This is a genomic window from Amycolatopsis sp. WAC 04197, from assembly GCF_003947475.1.
GTDB lineage: Bacteria > Actinomycetota > Actinomycetes > Mycobacteriales > Pseudonocardiaceae > Amycolatopsis > Amycolatopsis japonica.
In genome coordinates, this window is record NZ_QHJK01000002.1 from 244757 (window position 1) to 259678 (window position 14922).

The 14922-nt window shown below is 69.8% G+C and carries 13 protein-coding genes and 1 pseudogene; 7 read left to right on the plus strand and 7 right to left on the minus strand.

Annotated elements, in window-relative coordinates; genetic code table 11:
* Nucleotides 1–229 precede the first annotated feature (229 nt).
* Together DMC64_RS08310 and DMC64_RS08315 are read left to right on the plus strand one after the other, a co-directional pair.
* Entirely contained in the window at nt 230–2254 is a 2025-nt protein-coding gene (locus DMC64_RS08310; RefSeq protein WP_125733659.1) for a DUF2339 domain-containing protein, read from the plus strand.
* A 43-nt stretch (nt 2255–2297) separates the two neighbouring features.
* Nucleotides 2298–2699, plus strand: coding sequence for a TIGR03667 family PPOX class F420-dependent oxidoreductase (locus DMC64_RS08315; protein WP_037334807.1), 402 nt, complete (start codon nt 2298–2300; stop codon nt 2697–2699).
* A 9-nt stretch (nt 2700–2708) separates the two neighbouring features.
* Here the strand turns inward: DMC64_RS08315 and DMC64_RS08320 are convergent, their stop codons facing one another.
* Nucleotides 2709–3260, minus strand: a complete 552-nt coding sequence (locus tag DMC64_RS08320; RefSeq protein WP_037334809.1) for a superoxide dismutase family protein — start codon at nt 3258–3260, stop codon at nt 2709–2711.
* 83 nt (nt 3261–3343) lie between these two features.
* On the opposite strand from DMC64_RS08320, the gene DMC64_RS08325 reads away from it, so the two are divergent.
* Nucleotides 3344–4306, plus strand: coding sequence for a DMT family transporter (locus tag DMC64_RS08325; protein ID WP_125733097.1), 963 nt, complete (start codon nt 3344–3346; stop codon nt 4304–4306).
* Nucleotides 4251–4715, plus strand: a complete 465-nt coding sequence (locus DMC64_RS08330) for a DUF6328 family protein (RefSeq protein ID WP_125733098.1) — start codon at nt 4251–4253, stop codon at nt 4713–4715. The genes DMC64_RS08325 and DMC64_RS08330 overlap by 56 nt, the downstream gene beginning before the upstream one ends.
* Here DMC64_RS08330 and DMC64_RS08335 read toward each other — a convergent pair whose 3' ends face one another.
* Nucleotides 4716–5243 carry a hypothetical protein gene (locus DMC64_RS08335; RefSeq protein ID WP_125733099.1) on the minus strand — a complete coding sequence of 176 codons (528 nt, stop codon included), beginning with the start codon at nt 5241–5243 and terminating at the stop codon, nt 4716–4718.
* Between the two features lie 77 nt (nt 5244–5320).
* On the opposite strand from DMC64_RS08335, the pseudogene DMC64_RS08340 reads away from it, so the two are divergent.
* Nucleotides 5321–7131, plus strand: a pseudogene (locus DMC64_RS08340) (LamG-like jellyroll fold domain-containing protein).
* A 180-nt stretch (nt 7132–7311) separates the two neighbouring features.
* Entirely contained in the window at nt 7312–9516 is a 2205-nt protein-coding gene (gene helR, locus DMC64_RS08345; protein ID WP_305017167.1) for an RNA polymerase recycling motor ATPase HelR, read from the plus strand.
* Nucleotides 9517–9595: 79 nt separating this feature from the next.
* Here helR and DMC64_RS08350 read toward each other — a convergent pair whose 3' ends face one another.
* The 3 genes from DMC64_RS08350 to DMC64_RS08360 form a co-directional block, all read right to left on the minus strand.
* Nucleotides 9596–10090 (minus strand): Lrp/AsnC family transcriptional regulator, encoded by a 495-nt coding sequence (locus DMC64_RS08350; RefSeq protein ID WP_037334827.1) that lies wholly within the window; start codon nt 10088–10090, stop codon nt 9596–9598.
* 168 nt (nt 10091–10258) lie between these two features.
* Nucleotides 10259–11602 (minus strand): diaminopimelate decarboxylase, encoded by a 1344-nt coding sequence (gene lysA, locus DMC64_RS08355; RefSeq protein WP_037334829.1) that lies wholly within the window; start codon nt 11600–11602, stop codon nt 10259–10261.
* A 112-nt stretch (nt 11603–11714) separates the two neighbouring features.
* Nucleotides 11715–12635: a dihydrodipicolinate synthase family protein gene (locus DMC64_RS08360; RefSeq protein ID WP_125733100.1), complete on the minus strand. Its 921-nt coding sequence runs from the start codon at nt 12633–12635 to the stop codon at nt 11715–11717.
* A gap of 116 nt (nt 12636–12751) precedes the next feature.
* On the opposite strand from DMC64_RS08360, the gene DMC64_RS08365 reads away from it, so the two are divergent.
* Nucleotides 12752–13141 carry a hypothetical protein gene (locus tag DMC64_RS08365; RefSeq protein WP_125733101.1) on the plus strand — a complete coding sequence of 130 codons (390 nt, stop codon included), beginning with the start codon at nt 12752–12754 and terminating at the stop codon, nt 13139–13141.
* Here DMC64_RS08365 and DMC64_RS08370 read toward each other — a convergent pair.
* Nucleotides 13138–13608, minus strand: a complete 471-nt coding sequence (locus DMC64_RS08370) for a heme-degrading domain-containing protein (protein ID WP_125733102.1) — start codon at nt 13606–13608, stop codon at nt 13138–13140. The genes DMC64_RS08365 and DMC64_RS08370 overlap by 4 nt on opposite strands.
* 32 nt (nt 13609–13640) lie before the next feature.
* Nucleotides 13641–14870 carry a M20 family metallopeptidase gene (locus tag DMC64_RS08375; RefSeq protein WP_125733103.1) on the minus strand — a complete coding sequence of 410 codons (1230 nt, stop codon included), beginning with the start codon at nt 14868–14870 and terminating at the stop codon, nt 13641–13643.
* Between the last annotated feature and the right edge of the window lie 52 nt (nt 14871–14922).

Below are 14922 nucleotides of genomic sequence, written 5' to 3' on the forward strand. Positions count from 1 at the left end.
ATCGTCTCGTTGCGGCTGCGCAGTACTGGATTTCGAGAGCTTTGCCTTCCTGAGCGTCCCGACCAGAGGACGACCTCTACGCGACTTCCGGTGTCGGGTCCTATCGGCAGATCCACGGACTGGCCGGGCACTCCGGGTGTGGTCCAGATCGCGATGATCTTGCAGGTCGCGACCACATCGTCATCACGATTGAGTAGTGCTACGGATCCCTCGGCGGGCCGCAGGCCGCATGCTGATCGCCATGACCACCGATGGGGATGTGCTCCTCAGGCTCGCCGGGGAGATCGACGACCTTGGGGCCCGCCTCGCGCGGGTCGGCACCGAGCTGCGGACCGTCCAGTCCGAGGCTGAGCCGAAGCCCGAAGAGGCACCTGAGCAGGCGGAGAAGCCCGCCGAGCAGCAGGAAGTGCAGGCCACGGCACCGCAAGGCGAGCAGGCAGCCCAGCCGCAGACGGACCAGCCGCAGGCAGACCAGCCCGAGCAGGCTGACCAGCCGCAGCAGCCCCAGGCCGAACAGCCGCAGCAGCCCCAGGTGCCGCACCAGGCCCAGCCGCAGCAGCCCCACGTGCCCCAGCAGCCCTACCCGCGCTACTTCACCCACCCGCAGCACCCCCAGTACCAGGGCCAGTACCACCAGCAGGCCCAGTACGCGCAGTGGCAGCAATGGCAGCAGCAGTACCGCCAGCAGTACCAGCAGCCCTACCGCCCGTACCAGCCCGCGCCGAAGGTGTCGCTCGCCGAGAAGCTGGGCAAGGAGGGCGCCGGCAGCAGGTTGCTGGCCTGGATCGGCGGCGCGGTCACGTTGCTCGGCATCGTGCTGTTCCTCGTGCTCGCGATCCAGCGTGGCTGGTTCGGCCCGGTGCCGCGGGTGATCGGCGGTGCCGTGCTCGGCGCGGCGCTGGTCGGGATCGGCCTCCGCCTGCACCGCACGCCGGCGGGCCGCACGGGGGCGTTCGCGCTCGCCGCGACCGGGATCGGCGCGCTGTACCTCGACGCCATCGCCGCGACGACGATGTACGAGTACCTCCCGGCCTACGCCGGTCTCGCGATCGGGCTCGTGATCGCGGTCGGCGGGTTGCTGCTGGCCGTGCGGTGGGAGTCTTCGCTGCTCGCGACGGCCGTCGTGCTCGGCTGCGTGATCTGCGCGCCCATCATCACGCAGGGGTTCACCCCGCAGCTGGTCGCGTTCCTTCTGGTCGTCCAGATCGCTTCGACGCCGGTGCAGCTGCGCCAGTCGTGGCCGTCGGTCGCGGTCGCGGCCGGGATCCCGCCGCTGCTCGCCTCGGTCTGCAGCACGGCGTTCGTCGGATTCGGCGGCAGCACGGGCAACACCGCCGCCGCGCTGGCCGCGGGCGGCACCGCTCTCGCGCTGGCCCTGATCGTCACCCTCAAGCGGCCGGGAGACGCCGCCGGGCTCGCCCTGCTCGCCGTCGCCCCCGCCCCGTCCTTGCTCGCCGCGCTGTTCCTGCCGAAGACCCCGGCCGTGCTCGTCACCGCCTCGGTCGCGCTGGTGCTGCTCGCGGTGTGGGCCGTCGGGCAGTGGCTCGACGGTTGGACGGGCGAGCTCGCGGGCGCCGCCGGGCTCGTCGCGGCCCTGCAAACCACGATGACGCTGTTCGACGGCAGCGCCCGTTCGGGGATCCTCATCGGCGAAGCGGTCCTGCTGGCCCTGGTCGCGCTGTGGACGAAGAAGCACGTCGCGCTCTTCGGCGGCCTCGCCTTCGCCGTCATCGGCGGCATGATCGCGCTGGTCATCGACGTCCCGCCGACGCTGTTCTTCCTGGTCCGCAACCGTTCGGAGGCCGACCTCGCAGCCGCGTTCCTGGTGGCGCTGGCGATCTTGGCCGCGGCGATCACGCTTCCGTGGGTCTCGCACCGGCTGGGGCTGTTCAAGGCCGCGGCGGAGAACGTGGTGCCGTGGCTCTTCGCCGGGATCTGCGGGCTCTACGGCGCGGGCGCGCTGGTGCTGTGCGGCGCGCTGATGGCGGTTCCCGGCCGGTCGGGTTTCCTCGTCGGCCACGTGGTGATCACGGTGTCGTGGACGGTCGCCGCGCTGGTGCTGCTCATCCGCGGCATCTCGGCGATCAACCTGCGGGTGATCGGGTTCGTGCTGGTCGGCGCCGCGGTGCTGAAGCTGGTCCTGTTCGACCTCGCCGCGCTCGACGGTCTGGCCAGGGTCGCCGCGTTCCTCATCGCCGGGCTGGTGCTGCTCGGCGCGGGGACGCGGTACGCGAAGCTCGTCGCGTCCCGCTGAGCGGACGTGGAAGAAAAGCCGCGGGATCGTGGTTGGTCGGTTCATGACCTACCAACCCGATCCGCGGCTCGCCGAGCGGGCGAAGGAGAACGTCGCCTGGCTGACCACGATCAGCCCGAAGGGACGCCCTTCGCCCCGCCCGGTGTGGTTCGTGCTCGACGGTGAGGATTTCATCGTCTTCAGCCAGCCGGACACGGCGAAGACCCGCCATATCGAAGCCAACCCCGAGGTCAGCCTCCACTTCAACAGCGACGAGCACGGGAACTCGATCCTGGTGATCGGCGGCAAGGCCGAGATCCTGCCGGACGGTCTCGCTTCGGAGCAGCCGGGCTTCCTCGCCAAGTACGAGAAGCACTACCCGGCGATCGACTACGACGTCCCGAAGTTCGACCGGGAGTACAGCGTCCGGATCAGGATCCGGCCCGAACGTACCTGGGGCTTCTAGAAAACACTGCTAAAAACCGACCGTCACGCAGGCCAGCCGGGCCCCCGCGGTCCCGGCGTGGCCCGGGTCGGTGTGCGTATGCGTCTCGTGGATCACGATCGAGTTCGCGCGCCGGTCGGTGAACGTCCAGTCCACTTTGGACACGGCGACGCCGCGGCCGGTGGCGTCGGAGGTGAGGTCGAGCCAGATCTCGTTGCGGGGGTTGGCGTAGGCCGGGTCCACCGACGGCTTCACCGGGTCTTCGACGTTCTGGTAGTGCGGGCCGGCGAGGTCACCGGTGGCGCCGCACGGCTTCGTGTGCGCGTGGGCGCCGTATTCGCGGTTGGGCAGCAGGCCGGTCACGAGGATCGCGGTCGAGGTGCCATGGGCCTTGGACGTCAACCCGAAGACGTGCGCGCGGGCGCCGGGTGGCACCAGGTCGGGTTTGTAGATGGTCAAACCACTCTTGGCGGTGATCACGTGGACCCGGGAGCCGGGGACGGCGGTGGCCGGCCCGGCGCCGGCGGTCAGGGCCAAGGCGGCCGCGGACAGGACGAGGGCGAGTGCGGGGACGGGGCGCATGCCCCTTGCCTAGTCGGCACGAATCGGACACGCCAGAGCGGTCACTCCGTCGGGCGATCATTCTCAAACTATGGGCAGGAAAAGTGAGTAGCAACCCTCCGGATCGCACCTGGCTGGTCGCGGTCGCCGCCGCGCTTTGGGGTACCGACGGGCTTCTTCGGCTTCCACTGGCCGAGGCACTTCCGGCGGCCACGGTGGTCTTCTGGGAGCACCTGCTGGTGGTGCTCGTGCTGAGTCCCTTCATTCCCGGCGCTTTCCGCGCGCTGCGCCGGACCGGACCGCGGGAATGGCTGGCGGTGCTCGCCATCGGCGGCGGATCGTCCGCGCTCGCGACCGCGATGTTCACCGCGGCCTTCAAACTGGGCGACCCGGTGACGCCGCTGGTGCTGCAGAAGCTCCAGCCGGTGTTCGCCGTGCTGGCGGCGTATTTCGTCCTTCGTGAGCGGGTCCGCCCCGGTTACGCCTTCTTCGCGATCCCGGCGCTGCTCGGCGCTTGGCTGCTGGCGTTCAAGGATCCGCTGAACATCCAGCTCGCCGCGGCGAAGGCGGCGCTGCTGGCGGTCGGCGCGGCCGCGTTGTGGGCGGCGGGCACGGTGCTCGGACGGCTGCTCTCCACCGAACTGGCGCCGAAGGAGGTCACCACCCTGCGCTTCACCGTCGGGCTCCCGGTCGCGGCGGGCATCGTGGCGTACCAGGGCGGCGAGTTCGCGGTCGGCTGGGACAACGCGCTCGGGCTCGGCCTGCTCGCCTTCGTCCCCGGCCTGCTGGCGCTGAGCCTGTACTACCTGGGTCTGCGGTCGACTCCGGCCGCCAGGGCGACGCTGGCCGAGCTCGCGTTCCCCGTCACCGCGGCCGTGATCGGCGTATTGTGCTTGAACGCCGAATTGTCGGGTACTCAGTGGCTGGGCCTCGCCGTGGTGGTCGTGTCAGTGACGTCGCTCGGCTGGCATGAAAAGGTCAGGCGTCAACCGATGGTCTTGGAGCCGCCGCATGGTCGAGCACACCGGCGAGACGAAGAACGAACGCCTGACCCGCAACGTCAGTGAGCTCCTGCAGGAGCTGCGGGTCGCGCAGGCCGGTGTCCAGATCCTCTTCGGTTTCCTGCTCACGGTGGTGTTCACCGACGAGTTCCACGAGGCGAGCGGGTTCGAGAAGGCCGTCCACCTGACGGCGGTCCTGCTCACGGTCTGCTCGACGGTGCTCCTGACGGCGCCCGCCGCGTGGCACCGGCTGCTGTTCCGCACCGGGAACCGTGAGCGCATCCTCACCGTCGGCAATCGTTCCGTGCTGGCGGGCCTCGCCTGCCTGGCGGCCGCCATCACCACGACCGTCGCGCTCATCGCCAAGGTCGTCTACGGCCCGATCGCGATGGCGATCCTCGGCGTGGTGTCGGCGGTGCTGTTCGTCGTCATGTGGCTCGTCGTGCCGAAGAAGATCGACCGCAACGGCGACTGATCACCGCCCGGTGCGCACCGGCGTGCTTTCGGGCAGGCCGAAAGCGGCGGCCGACACGGACTTCGGGTCGTCCGGGCTCGCGCCGTGGAGCACCCGCCGGGCGCCGGTCCACGAGAACATCGCCTTGACCGAAGGCGAGAAGCCCGCGCCGTCCTCGGCGACCTTCCGATCGAGCACACGGAACCCGCCGGGGGTGCGTTCGACGCGGTAGACCATCGGCTGACGACGGAATCCGGCGCGCGTGACGAGGCCGCCGGCGTCCCGCTCGACCTCGTCGCAGCTCGCGACCAGGCCGACCTTGACCTGGTCACCGTCCGGCCTGGTCTCGATCACCTTCTGCGTGCACACCCAGCGGGTTCCCGTGTCGCCCGAACCGGCGAGCGCGCGCAGATGCTCGTCGATCGGCGGCAGCGCCTCGCGGGCGACGGTGTCGTCCACCGTCGGCATCTCGTCCACGATCCACCAGCCCGACGCGGCCACCACCACACCGACCCCGGCGAGCACGGGCCAGCGTTTGACGTTCCCCATGGGACGAAGCTACCGAGCGGGGCAAGTGTTCATCCGCGGTTCGGGACGCGTTGCCTCCGCGACCGTAGGTTGCGGCCGTGAACGACTCATCCAGACGGACCTTCCTGCGCGGCGCGGGCCTGCTCGGCGCCGGTGCGGCGGTCTCCGCGTTACCCGCGCTCGGTGCCCCCGCCGCCTCGGCGGCCTTCGGTCGCGGCCCGGACACCGAAGACGGCCGCTTCACCCTCGCGGTCCTGCCCGACACCCAGTACCTGTTCGACGCCGACCGCGGCGACCCCGCGCCCTTGGACGCCACGCTGCGGTACGTCACCGGCGGCGACGAGAACATCGTCTTCCTGGCGCATCTCGGCGACCTCACCGAGAACGGGCAACCGGGCGAGTTCGACCAGATCAGCCGGTCCTTCCAGCACCTGGACCGGCGCCGGTTCCCGTACAGCACCCTCGCCGGCAACCACGACATCAAATCCTCGACCGACGACCAGCGCGGCCGCACGCCGTACCTCGACGCCTTCGGGCCGCAGCGGCAGCGCGGTTCGCGGACCTTCCGCGGCGCGAGCCCGGACGGCTACAACAGCCACCACGTGTTCCGCGCGGGCGGACGTGAGTGGCTGCTGCTCGCGCTCGACTGGCGGCCGTCGGCGGGCGGGCTGGAGTGGGCGCGGTCGGTGCTGGCGCGGAATCCGCGGCTTCCGGCGATCCTGACCATCCACGAATTGGTATGGGCCGACGAGGCCGGGCAGGCCCAGTTCTCGGAGTTCGGGCAGAAGGTGTGGGACGAACTGGTCGCGGGCAACGACCAGATCTTCCTGACGCTCAACGGGCACTACTGGCCGCCCGGACGCATGGTGAAGCGCAACAACGCGGGCCACGACGTCCATCTGCACATCACGAACTACCAGGACCGCTACTACGGCGGCAGCGCGATGATCCGGCTCTACCGGTTCGACCTCGCGCGCAACGTGATCGACGTCCGCACGGTCTCGCCGTGGCTCGCGGACCAGGCGCCGCGGCTGAACGAGCTGCAGCGGCAGGAGATCGAACGCACCGGCCCGGCGGACTACTTCAGCATGGAGATCGACTTCGAGTCGAGGTTCGCGGGTTTCGCGCCGGTCCCGGTCCCGCCCGCGCGGCCCGCCGAACGCCAGCTGATCCGCGGAACCGTGGCGTACTGGCGGTTCGAGGGCCGTGACGGCGCGCCCGTCGACAGAGTCCGTGACCTTTCCGGCAGGGGCAACGACCTGGTCCGCGTGACCCTGCCCGGGAGCGCGCCCGAAGCGGTGTGGTACTCCGGCGAGTTCTCCACGCGGCAGCCGTCGAGGTCGAGTCTCCGGTTCGACGGCGGCAAGAAACCGGCTCGCGGCGGTTATCTGCGCACGGCGGACTCCGCGCCGATGAACGCGGAGACGTTCGCCCGCGGCTACACCGTCGAGGCGTTCGTGAAACTGCCTGAGGATTTCAAGGACGGCAAGCATTCCTGGGCCGCGATCTTCGGCAGGCAGGGCTCGGGCGGCAAGGCGGGCAAGACCGGCGACGATCCCGGCGAGCCGTCGGCCACACTGTCCCTTTCGGACGGTGCCGCGTTCCAGTGGGCGGTGTTCCCGGTGAACCAGAACGGGATCTCCACCTGCTGGGGCACGAACTGGCGTTGCGGGAATGGATCCACGTCGCGGCCGTCAACGACGGCAGGCGGACGACGCTCTACGTCGACGGCTGCCCGGTGCTGAGGAACCCGAAGACGCCGGCGGCGGGGATCGCGAACCCCGGCGGCTCGTGGCTGATCGGCGCCTACGCCTATGACTCGATCGTCGAGCAGGCGTTCCACGGCTGGCTCGGCGACGTGCGCGTGGTGGGCAGGGCGCTGGACCCCCGCGAGTTCATGCTCGGCTGAGTTTCGCGCGGATCGTGCGCGGTAATGGTGGACGACCGTCCCCATTATCGCGCACGGTCGTTTCCGGGGGAATGCGGGGGGTCTCTTGACAAGCGGGGGACAATAAAAAATCGGCGCCTGATTCAGATTCACTGATCAGTACGCCGAATGTGTTGTCAGTCTAACCGCTGTGAGGGGAACTTGTCAAATCAGGGGTACGACGAGGAATTGCGATCCGAGCGGCGTTACGTGGCGTCGCTCTACGGGCGGCTGGACACCGAACGCGTGCGCGTGAGCGAGGCGTATGCCGGTGCACTGCGCGGAGAAGGCTTCGCGCTGTCCGACCGCGAGGTGTCCGTCGGCGCGAAGGCTCGCGAGATGGCCCGGCTGAAGGTCGCCGACGAGGGCCTTTGTTTCGGCCGTTTGGACGCCCTTTCGGGAGAACGTTCGTACGTCGGCCGGATCGGTCTTTTCGACGAAGAGAACGACTACGAACCCTTGGTGCTGGATTGGCGCGCGCCGGCGTCACGCGCGTTTTACTGCGCGACCGGCGCGTCGCCGGAAGGAATGGCGAGGCGCCGTCAATTCCGCACCCTCGGGCGCGAGGTCCTCGACTTCACCGACGAGGTCTTCGGCCGTCCGGAATCGGCGGGGGAACGGGGTGACGTCGCGTTGCTCGCCGCGGTCAACGCGCCGCGCGGCGAGGGGATGCGGGACATCGTCGCGACGATCCAGGCCGAGCAGGACGAGATCATCCGGCTCGACCACGCGGGTGTCGTCGTGGTGGAGGGCGGCCCCGGCACCGGGAAGACGGCGGTGGCACTGCATCGCGTGGCGTATCTGCTGTACACGAAACGGGAGCGCATGGAACGCCGCGGCGTGCTCGTGGTCGGGCCCAGCAGCGGTTTCCTCGACCACATCGGCCGGGTCCTGCCGTCGCTCGGCGAGACCAGCGCCGTTTTCGCGACACCCGGCGACCTCGTCGCCGGTCTGCGCGCCGAACGCGAGGATCCGCCGACGGTCCAGCGGATCAAGGGTTCGCTCGCGATCCTGGACGTGCTCGCGGCCGCGGTGGCGGACCGGCAGGAACTGCCCGCCGAACCGGAGCCGATCGAGCTCGACGACGTCACCGTGGCGTTGGACGCCGAGATCGCGGCCGCCGCGCGCGAGGTGGCCAGGGAGAGCGGCCTGCTGCACAACGAGGCCAAGGCCGTCTTCGAACGCACGGTGATCGCCGCGCTCGCCGTGCGCGCGGTCGACCGGATCGGCGCGGGCTGGCTCCCGGAGGACGATCGGCACACCCGGCCGGAGATGCTCGAGAACGCCCGCCGGGACCTGGAAGCCAGCGAGGAGCTCGGTGCGGTACTCGACCGGCTCTGGCCGTCGCTGACGCCGCAGCGGCTGCTCGCCGACCTCTACGCTTCGCCGGAGCGGTTGCGGGCCGCCGGGGCCGATCCGGCGCTGTTCCGCGAGGAAGCTGACGCGTGGACGGTGTCCGACGTGCCGTTGCTGGACGAAGCCGTCGAACTGCTCGGCCGGGACCGCACCGCCGAGCGCCGGGCGGAAGAACGGCGGCGGCTGGCGCGCAAGGAATACGCCGAGCGGGTGCTGGAAATCGTCGAGGTCGAAGACGACCACGACGATTACGAGTTCGCGCTGCGGCCGACGGACGTGCTGATGGCGGAGGAACTGGCGGACCGGTTCGCCGAACGCGACGAGCGGGATCTGGCGGAGCGCGCCGCCGCCGACCGGGAATGGACCTACGGTCACGTGGTCGTCGACGAGGCGCAGGAACTGTCCGAAATGGACTGGCGGGTGCTGATGCGACGCTGTCCCAGCCGGTCCTTCACCATCGTCGGGGATCTCGCGCAGCGCCGGTCGCCGTCCGGCGCGCGGTCGTGGGACGCGATGCTCTCCCGGTACGTCGCCGACCGGTGGGTGTACCGGAAACTGACCGTCAACTACCGGACGCCGTCGGAGATCATGGCGGTGGCGGCGTCACTGCTGGCGAGTTTCGCGCCGGACGTCGTACCGCCGGAATCGGTGCGCTCGTGCGGGGTCCGGCCGTGGGCGCGGCGACTGTCCGAAGTGGACATCGAGGACGCCGTCGCCGAGTTCGTCCGTGAAGAGGCGGGGCGCGAAGGGACTTCGGTCGTCATCGGGCCGCCGGGAGTGCCCGGCGCGATCGCGCCGTCCGCGACGAAGGGGCTGGAGTACGACGCCGTGCTGGTGGTCGAGCCGGAGCGGATCCTCGCGGAAGGCCCGAGCGGTGAGGCGGAGCTGTACGTCGCGCTGACGCGGGCGACGCAGCGGCTCGGGGTCCTGTACAGCGGGGTGCTGCCGAAAGTCCTCCGCGGTCTTGATTCCGGGCGGCGGACTCCCGACGCTTACCTGCACTGCGTCTGACCCTCCCGCGAGTGTCATGAAAGGGTCGTTCCTGACGAAAAACGTCAGGAACGACCCTTTCATGACGCGGGGCGTGCTGTCATCGGGTCAGGTTGCCCCAGGCGTATGTCTGTTTTGCGAGTTTCAAGTAGACCAAGGTCTCCGTGCTGACGACACCCGGGATGGGCCGGATGTCGTCGTTCAGCACACTCAAGAGGTGTTCGTCGTCCCGGCAGGCGACCTCGGCGAGCAGGTCGTAGCCTCCCGCGGTCAGCACGACGTAGTGGACGTCCGGCATTCCGGAGAGCTGGTCGGAGACCGCCCGCGGATCGCCTTGCACCTTGATCCCGACCATCGCCTGACGGCCGAGTCCGACGTTCGCCGGATCCGTGACCGCGACGATCTGCATCGTCTCGTCCCGCAGCAGCCGCTGGACGCGCTGCCGCACGGCGCCCTCCGACAGCCCGACGGCCTTGGCCAAGGCCGTGAACGAGGCCCGCCCGTCGACTTGCAGTAGAGCGATCAGGGTGCGATCGGTATTGTCCAAACCTCTAGGTGTGCGCTGCTCCATCTGCGCGCGTGGTTCGTCACCCATGCCGTCCCTCCCTTTGTTTCGGCATGCGATTCTTGTCGCGCAGCGTATCGATAAGTGTCCAGAATGCTACCGCCGTTAAGTTGTTTGTCGTGATTCTCTTTCTCGGCGCCTTCGCGCGAAGGATTCTGTCGTGCGATAGGGCGGGTGCCGAGGTTTTCGGATGACGCGTCAGCCGAGGTCGCGTTTCAGCAGGTCTTCCTCGGTTTCACGGCGGACGAGCAGCGTCGCGGTGCCGCGGGAGACGCCGACCACCGGCGGCCTGCCGACGAGGTTGTAATTCGACGCGAGCGAGTGGTGGTATGCCCCGGTGCACGGGACGGCGAGCAGATCGCCGGGGTGGACGTCGTCGGGGAGCGAGAGCCCGTCGGCGAGGACGTCGCCCGATTCGCAGTGCCGTCCGACCACCGTCATCGGCCGACGGGCGGAACGGCTGCGCCTGCCGATCAGACGGGCGGTGTACGCCGCCCCGTAGAGCGCAGGCCGCGCGTTGTCGCTCATCCCGCCGTCGACGGCGACGAAAGTGCGCGAGCCGCGTTTCACCGCGCAGACCCGGTACACGGTGATCCCCGCCGGACCGACGATCGCGCGGCCGGGTTCGATCGTCAGCTTCGGCAGGGGGAAACCGTGCGAGGTGCATTCGTAAGCGAGCGCGACACGCAGACGGCGCACATAACCGTCGATGTCGAAACCCGTGTCGCCGGGCAGATAGCGCACGGCGTGCCCGCCGCCGAGATCCAGTTCGCGCAGGGTGACACCGTGGCTCTCGCGGAGTGCGACGAGCACCCCGATCATCTTGCGGGCGGCCAGTTCGTAGAAGTCCACCCGCGACACCTGCGAACCGATGTGGCAATGCAGCCCGGCCAGGCGGAGTCCGGGCTGCGCGAGCACGGCGGACACGGCGCGCCCGAGGTTGTCGCGGACCTCCTCGCGCAGCGAGAAGCCGAACTTCTGCCCTTCGGTGCCGGTGGTGATCGCCGCGTGCGTGCCGGCCGCGACGTCGGGGGTCACGCGGATCAGCACCTGCTGCGCGCCGGTGGCCAGCGCGCCGAGCTGCTCGATCTCGTCGAGCGAGTCCACCACGATCCGGCGGACGCCGTAGGACAAGGCGGCTTTGAGGTCTTCGGGGGTTTTCGCGTTGCCGTGCAGCAGGATCCGCTCGGCGGGGAAGCCGATCGACCGCGCCACCGCGATCTCGCCCGCCGAGCAGGTGTCGAGGGAAAGGCCTTCTTCGGCGACCCAGCGCAGGACCGCCCGCGTGCAGAGGGCCTTGCTCGCGTACGCCACTTCGGCGTCGGGCAGTGCTTTCCGGTACGCGCGGGCGTTCTGCCGGACCTCGTCCTCGTCGAGCAGGTACGCCGGTGTCCCGAACCTCGCGGCGAGGTGCGACACCGGCGCGCCGGCGAACAGCAGTTCCCCGCCCGGCCCGAGCCGGGTGCTCCGTGGCCAGACCCCGGGTTCGAGGTGGTCGGCGGCCTCGCAGCCGAGGCTGGGCAGGAGCTCGCTGAGCGTCACGGTTACCTCCGCGTCGATCGGTCAGTGCCTCATCAGCACAACTCCGATCGACCCGGCCCGGCCGTCGCGGCAACGTCTCCCTGACGCTCCGCGCGGCCTCGCTGACGCCTTGTTAACGCGCGAGTAACCCCGGCCACACCGCGGCGGTGACCCGCTCGCGTTCCGCGCCGGTCAGCGGGCGGCTCGGCGGGCGGACATCCGCGCGGCACAAACCTAGCTGTGCCAACGCTTCCTTGACCACGCTCACGTTGTTGGCGTTGCCGTCCGCGGCCCGCAGCTCCTCGAAGGGACGGATCCGCTCCCAGATCGTCATCGCCGCGGCGAAGTCGCCGTCCCGCAGCGCGCGGAACATCTCCAGCGAAAGCGACGGTGCGACGTTCACCAGGCCGGAGGTGAACCCGGTCGCGCCGACGGCGAAGTAGCCCGGCGCCGACAGCTCCGCCAGCCCGGCGATCCACGCGAAACGGTCTATCCCCGCGTCCCGCGCCACCGAGGCGAAGCGCACCGGATCCGGCACCGCGTACTTCACGCCGATGACGTTCTCCGCGGCGTCGGCGAGCCTGGCCAGCTGCTCGCCCGTGATACGCGCGTCGCGTACGTAGAGCACGACACCCAGCTCCGGGACCGCCGCCGCGATGGCGCGGTGGTACTCGACCCAGCCCTCCGCCGAGACGTACGGATGCACCGGCTGATGGATCATGACCAGGTCGGAGCCCGCGTCCCCGGCGTGCCGGGCCGCGCCGATCGCCGTCCGGACGTCGTGCCCGACCCCGGCGACCACACTCGCCCGCCCCGCCGCGGCTTTGACCGTCACTTCCAGACAGTGCCGTGCCTCGGCCTCGTCCAGCGCGTAGAACTCGCCGGTGTTCCCGTTCGGTGTCACGACGTCGATGCCGGCGCTGAGCACGCGGTCGACCAGGTGCCCGTAGGTCTCGGAAGCCACGGCGCCGTCGGCGTCGAACGGGGTCACCGGGATGGCCACGACCCCGGACAGCCGCCGTTTCCGCTCGTCGAACGGTGAGGTCACTGGCATGTCCGATCTGATATATGATGTGACGACGTCAGGCTAGCATGTCGGGACGGCTGTCCCGGATATCAGGACGAGCGGTCCGATGCAACCGGGACGGCCGGTTCGCGCGTCTCCCCGGTATGCGAAGACGGCGGCTCTGGGGAACCCCGGCGAAACTGGTGCTGTTCGGTCTCGTCCTCGTGTTTCTGAACGCCTCGTGTGGCCCGCCGGCGGTGGGCGACGCGTTCACGCTCCGCCTCGGTGGCTGGACGGTGCTCCCGGACGAAGACCTGCGCCTCGTCTATCTGGCGGTACTGGACGAGCGGTGCCCGCACGGGGAGATATGTGCTTCGGCGGGGCGCGCGATCGTGACGATGTCCTACGCCCGGCCGTCGGCGGGCCCGGCGGTGTCGTTCACCATGGACGTGGTCAAAGCGGAGGGGGCTTTCGGCGGCTACCGGGTCGAGTACGCGGATCTCTCGCCCAGCGCGGACTTTCTCACCTTGCGCCTCGATCGGCAGTCCACTTAGGACATAGCGGCGAGGAAGATCTCCAGCTGCTCGACCACGAACGCGTGATCGTCGGCCTGTGGCAGCCCCGAGACGCCGACGGTGCCGACCGGACCGACTCCCTCGACGATCACCGGGAACACGCCGCCGTGCGCGGCGTACAGATCCGGGTCGAGGCGGGAGTCGGCCTCGAACGTCGTGCCCTTCGCGCGGAACTGTTCGCCGACGAAGAACGAGCTGTGCCCGTAACGGTCGACGACGCGGCTCTTGCGGTCGATCCACGCGTCGTTGTCGGCCGAGGTGCCCGGCAACGCCGCGTGGAACAGCCGCTGCCCGCCGCGACGCACGGAAACCGTCACCGGAAGGGCGCGGTCCCGTGCCGCCGCGAGCAGGTGGGCGCCCAGCTCCAGCGCGGTCTCGTTGTCGAACCGGCGGAAGACCAGGCGCTCCTCCTGCGCGGCCAGGACGGCCAGGGTGTCATCGCTCATGACACCATTAAATCAACGCTGTTGTGTAATGGCTAGCGAAGGGCGTCCAGGGCGAACGCGGCGTACATCGCCACGCCGTTGGCCATCGCGTCCTCGTCGAAGACCACCCGGTTCGAGTGGTTCGCCTCCACGGTGGCCAGATCGGCGCCGGGCGGGCAGGCCCCCAGGAACGCGAACGCGCCCGGCACCCGCTGCAGGACGTACGAGAAGTCCTCCGCTCCCATCACCGGGTTTTCCATGACCTCGGAGTTCTCGGCGCCGAGTACCTCGCCCGCCAGGTCCAGCACCCTCGCCGCGACCTGCGGGTCGTTCACCGTGACCGGGTATCCGGGGAGGACCTCGGCGCTCACCTTGACGCCGTGCGCCGCGCCGACCGCCTCGCACACCCGCGGCAGTTCCTCGCGCACGAACGCCTGCGTCCGCTCGGACAGCGTGCGGATCGTGCCCTCCAGGAACGCCGTCTCCGGGATGATGTTCGTCGTCGTGCCCGTCTCGATACGGGTCACCGACACCACCGCGGGCTCGAACACGCTGACCTTGCGGGTCACCATCGTCTGCAGCGCGCTGACCATCGCGGCCGCCGCGGGCACCGGGTCGATCGCCTGGTGCGGCGCCGAGCCGTGCCCGCCCCTGCCGGTGACGGTGACGTGGAAGCTGTTGGCCGACGCCATGATCGGGCCCGGTCGCGTCTGCACGACGCCGGACTCGGCCGAGGTGAAGATGTGCAGGCCGAACGCCTTCTCGACGCGCTCGCCCGCGGCGTCGAGCACGCCCTCGTGGATCATGTGGCGCGCGCCGTGCTCGCCTTCCTCGCCGGGCTGGAACATGAACACCACCGACCCGGCCAGCTCGTCGACGTGCTCGCTGAGCAGCCTCGCCGCCGACGCCAGCATCGCGACGTGGGTGTCGTGCCCGCAGGCGTGCATCGCGCCGTCATCTTCGGAGGAGAAGTCGAGCCCGGTGTCCTCGTGCAGCGGCAAGGCGTCCATGTCGCCGCGGAGCAGGATCGCCGGGCCAGGCTTCGCGCCGCGGAGGACGGCGGTCAGCGAGGTGGTCGATTTGCCCTCGGTGATCTCCAGCGGCAGGCCATCGAGGGCGGCTTTGATCGAGGCCTGGGTCTTCGGCAGGTCGAGTCCGATCTCCGGATTCCGGTGGATCTCCCGGCGGAGCTCTACGGTTTTCGTCTGGAGAGCGCGGGCTTCGTCCAGCAAACCGGCGAAGCGCGCGTCGGGGAGGGTGGGCAGGTCGGTGGGTCCGGTCATGTCTCGATAGTGGCGCATGCGGCGCTTCGGGCGCACCGTGCGTGCGTTCCGA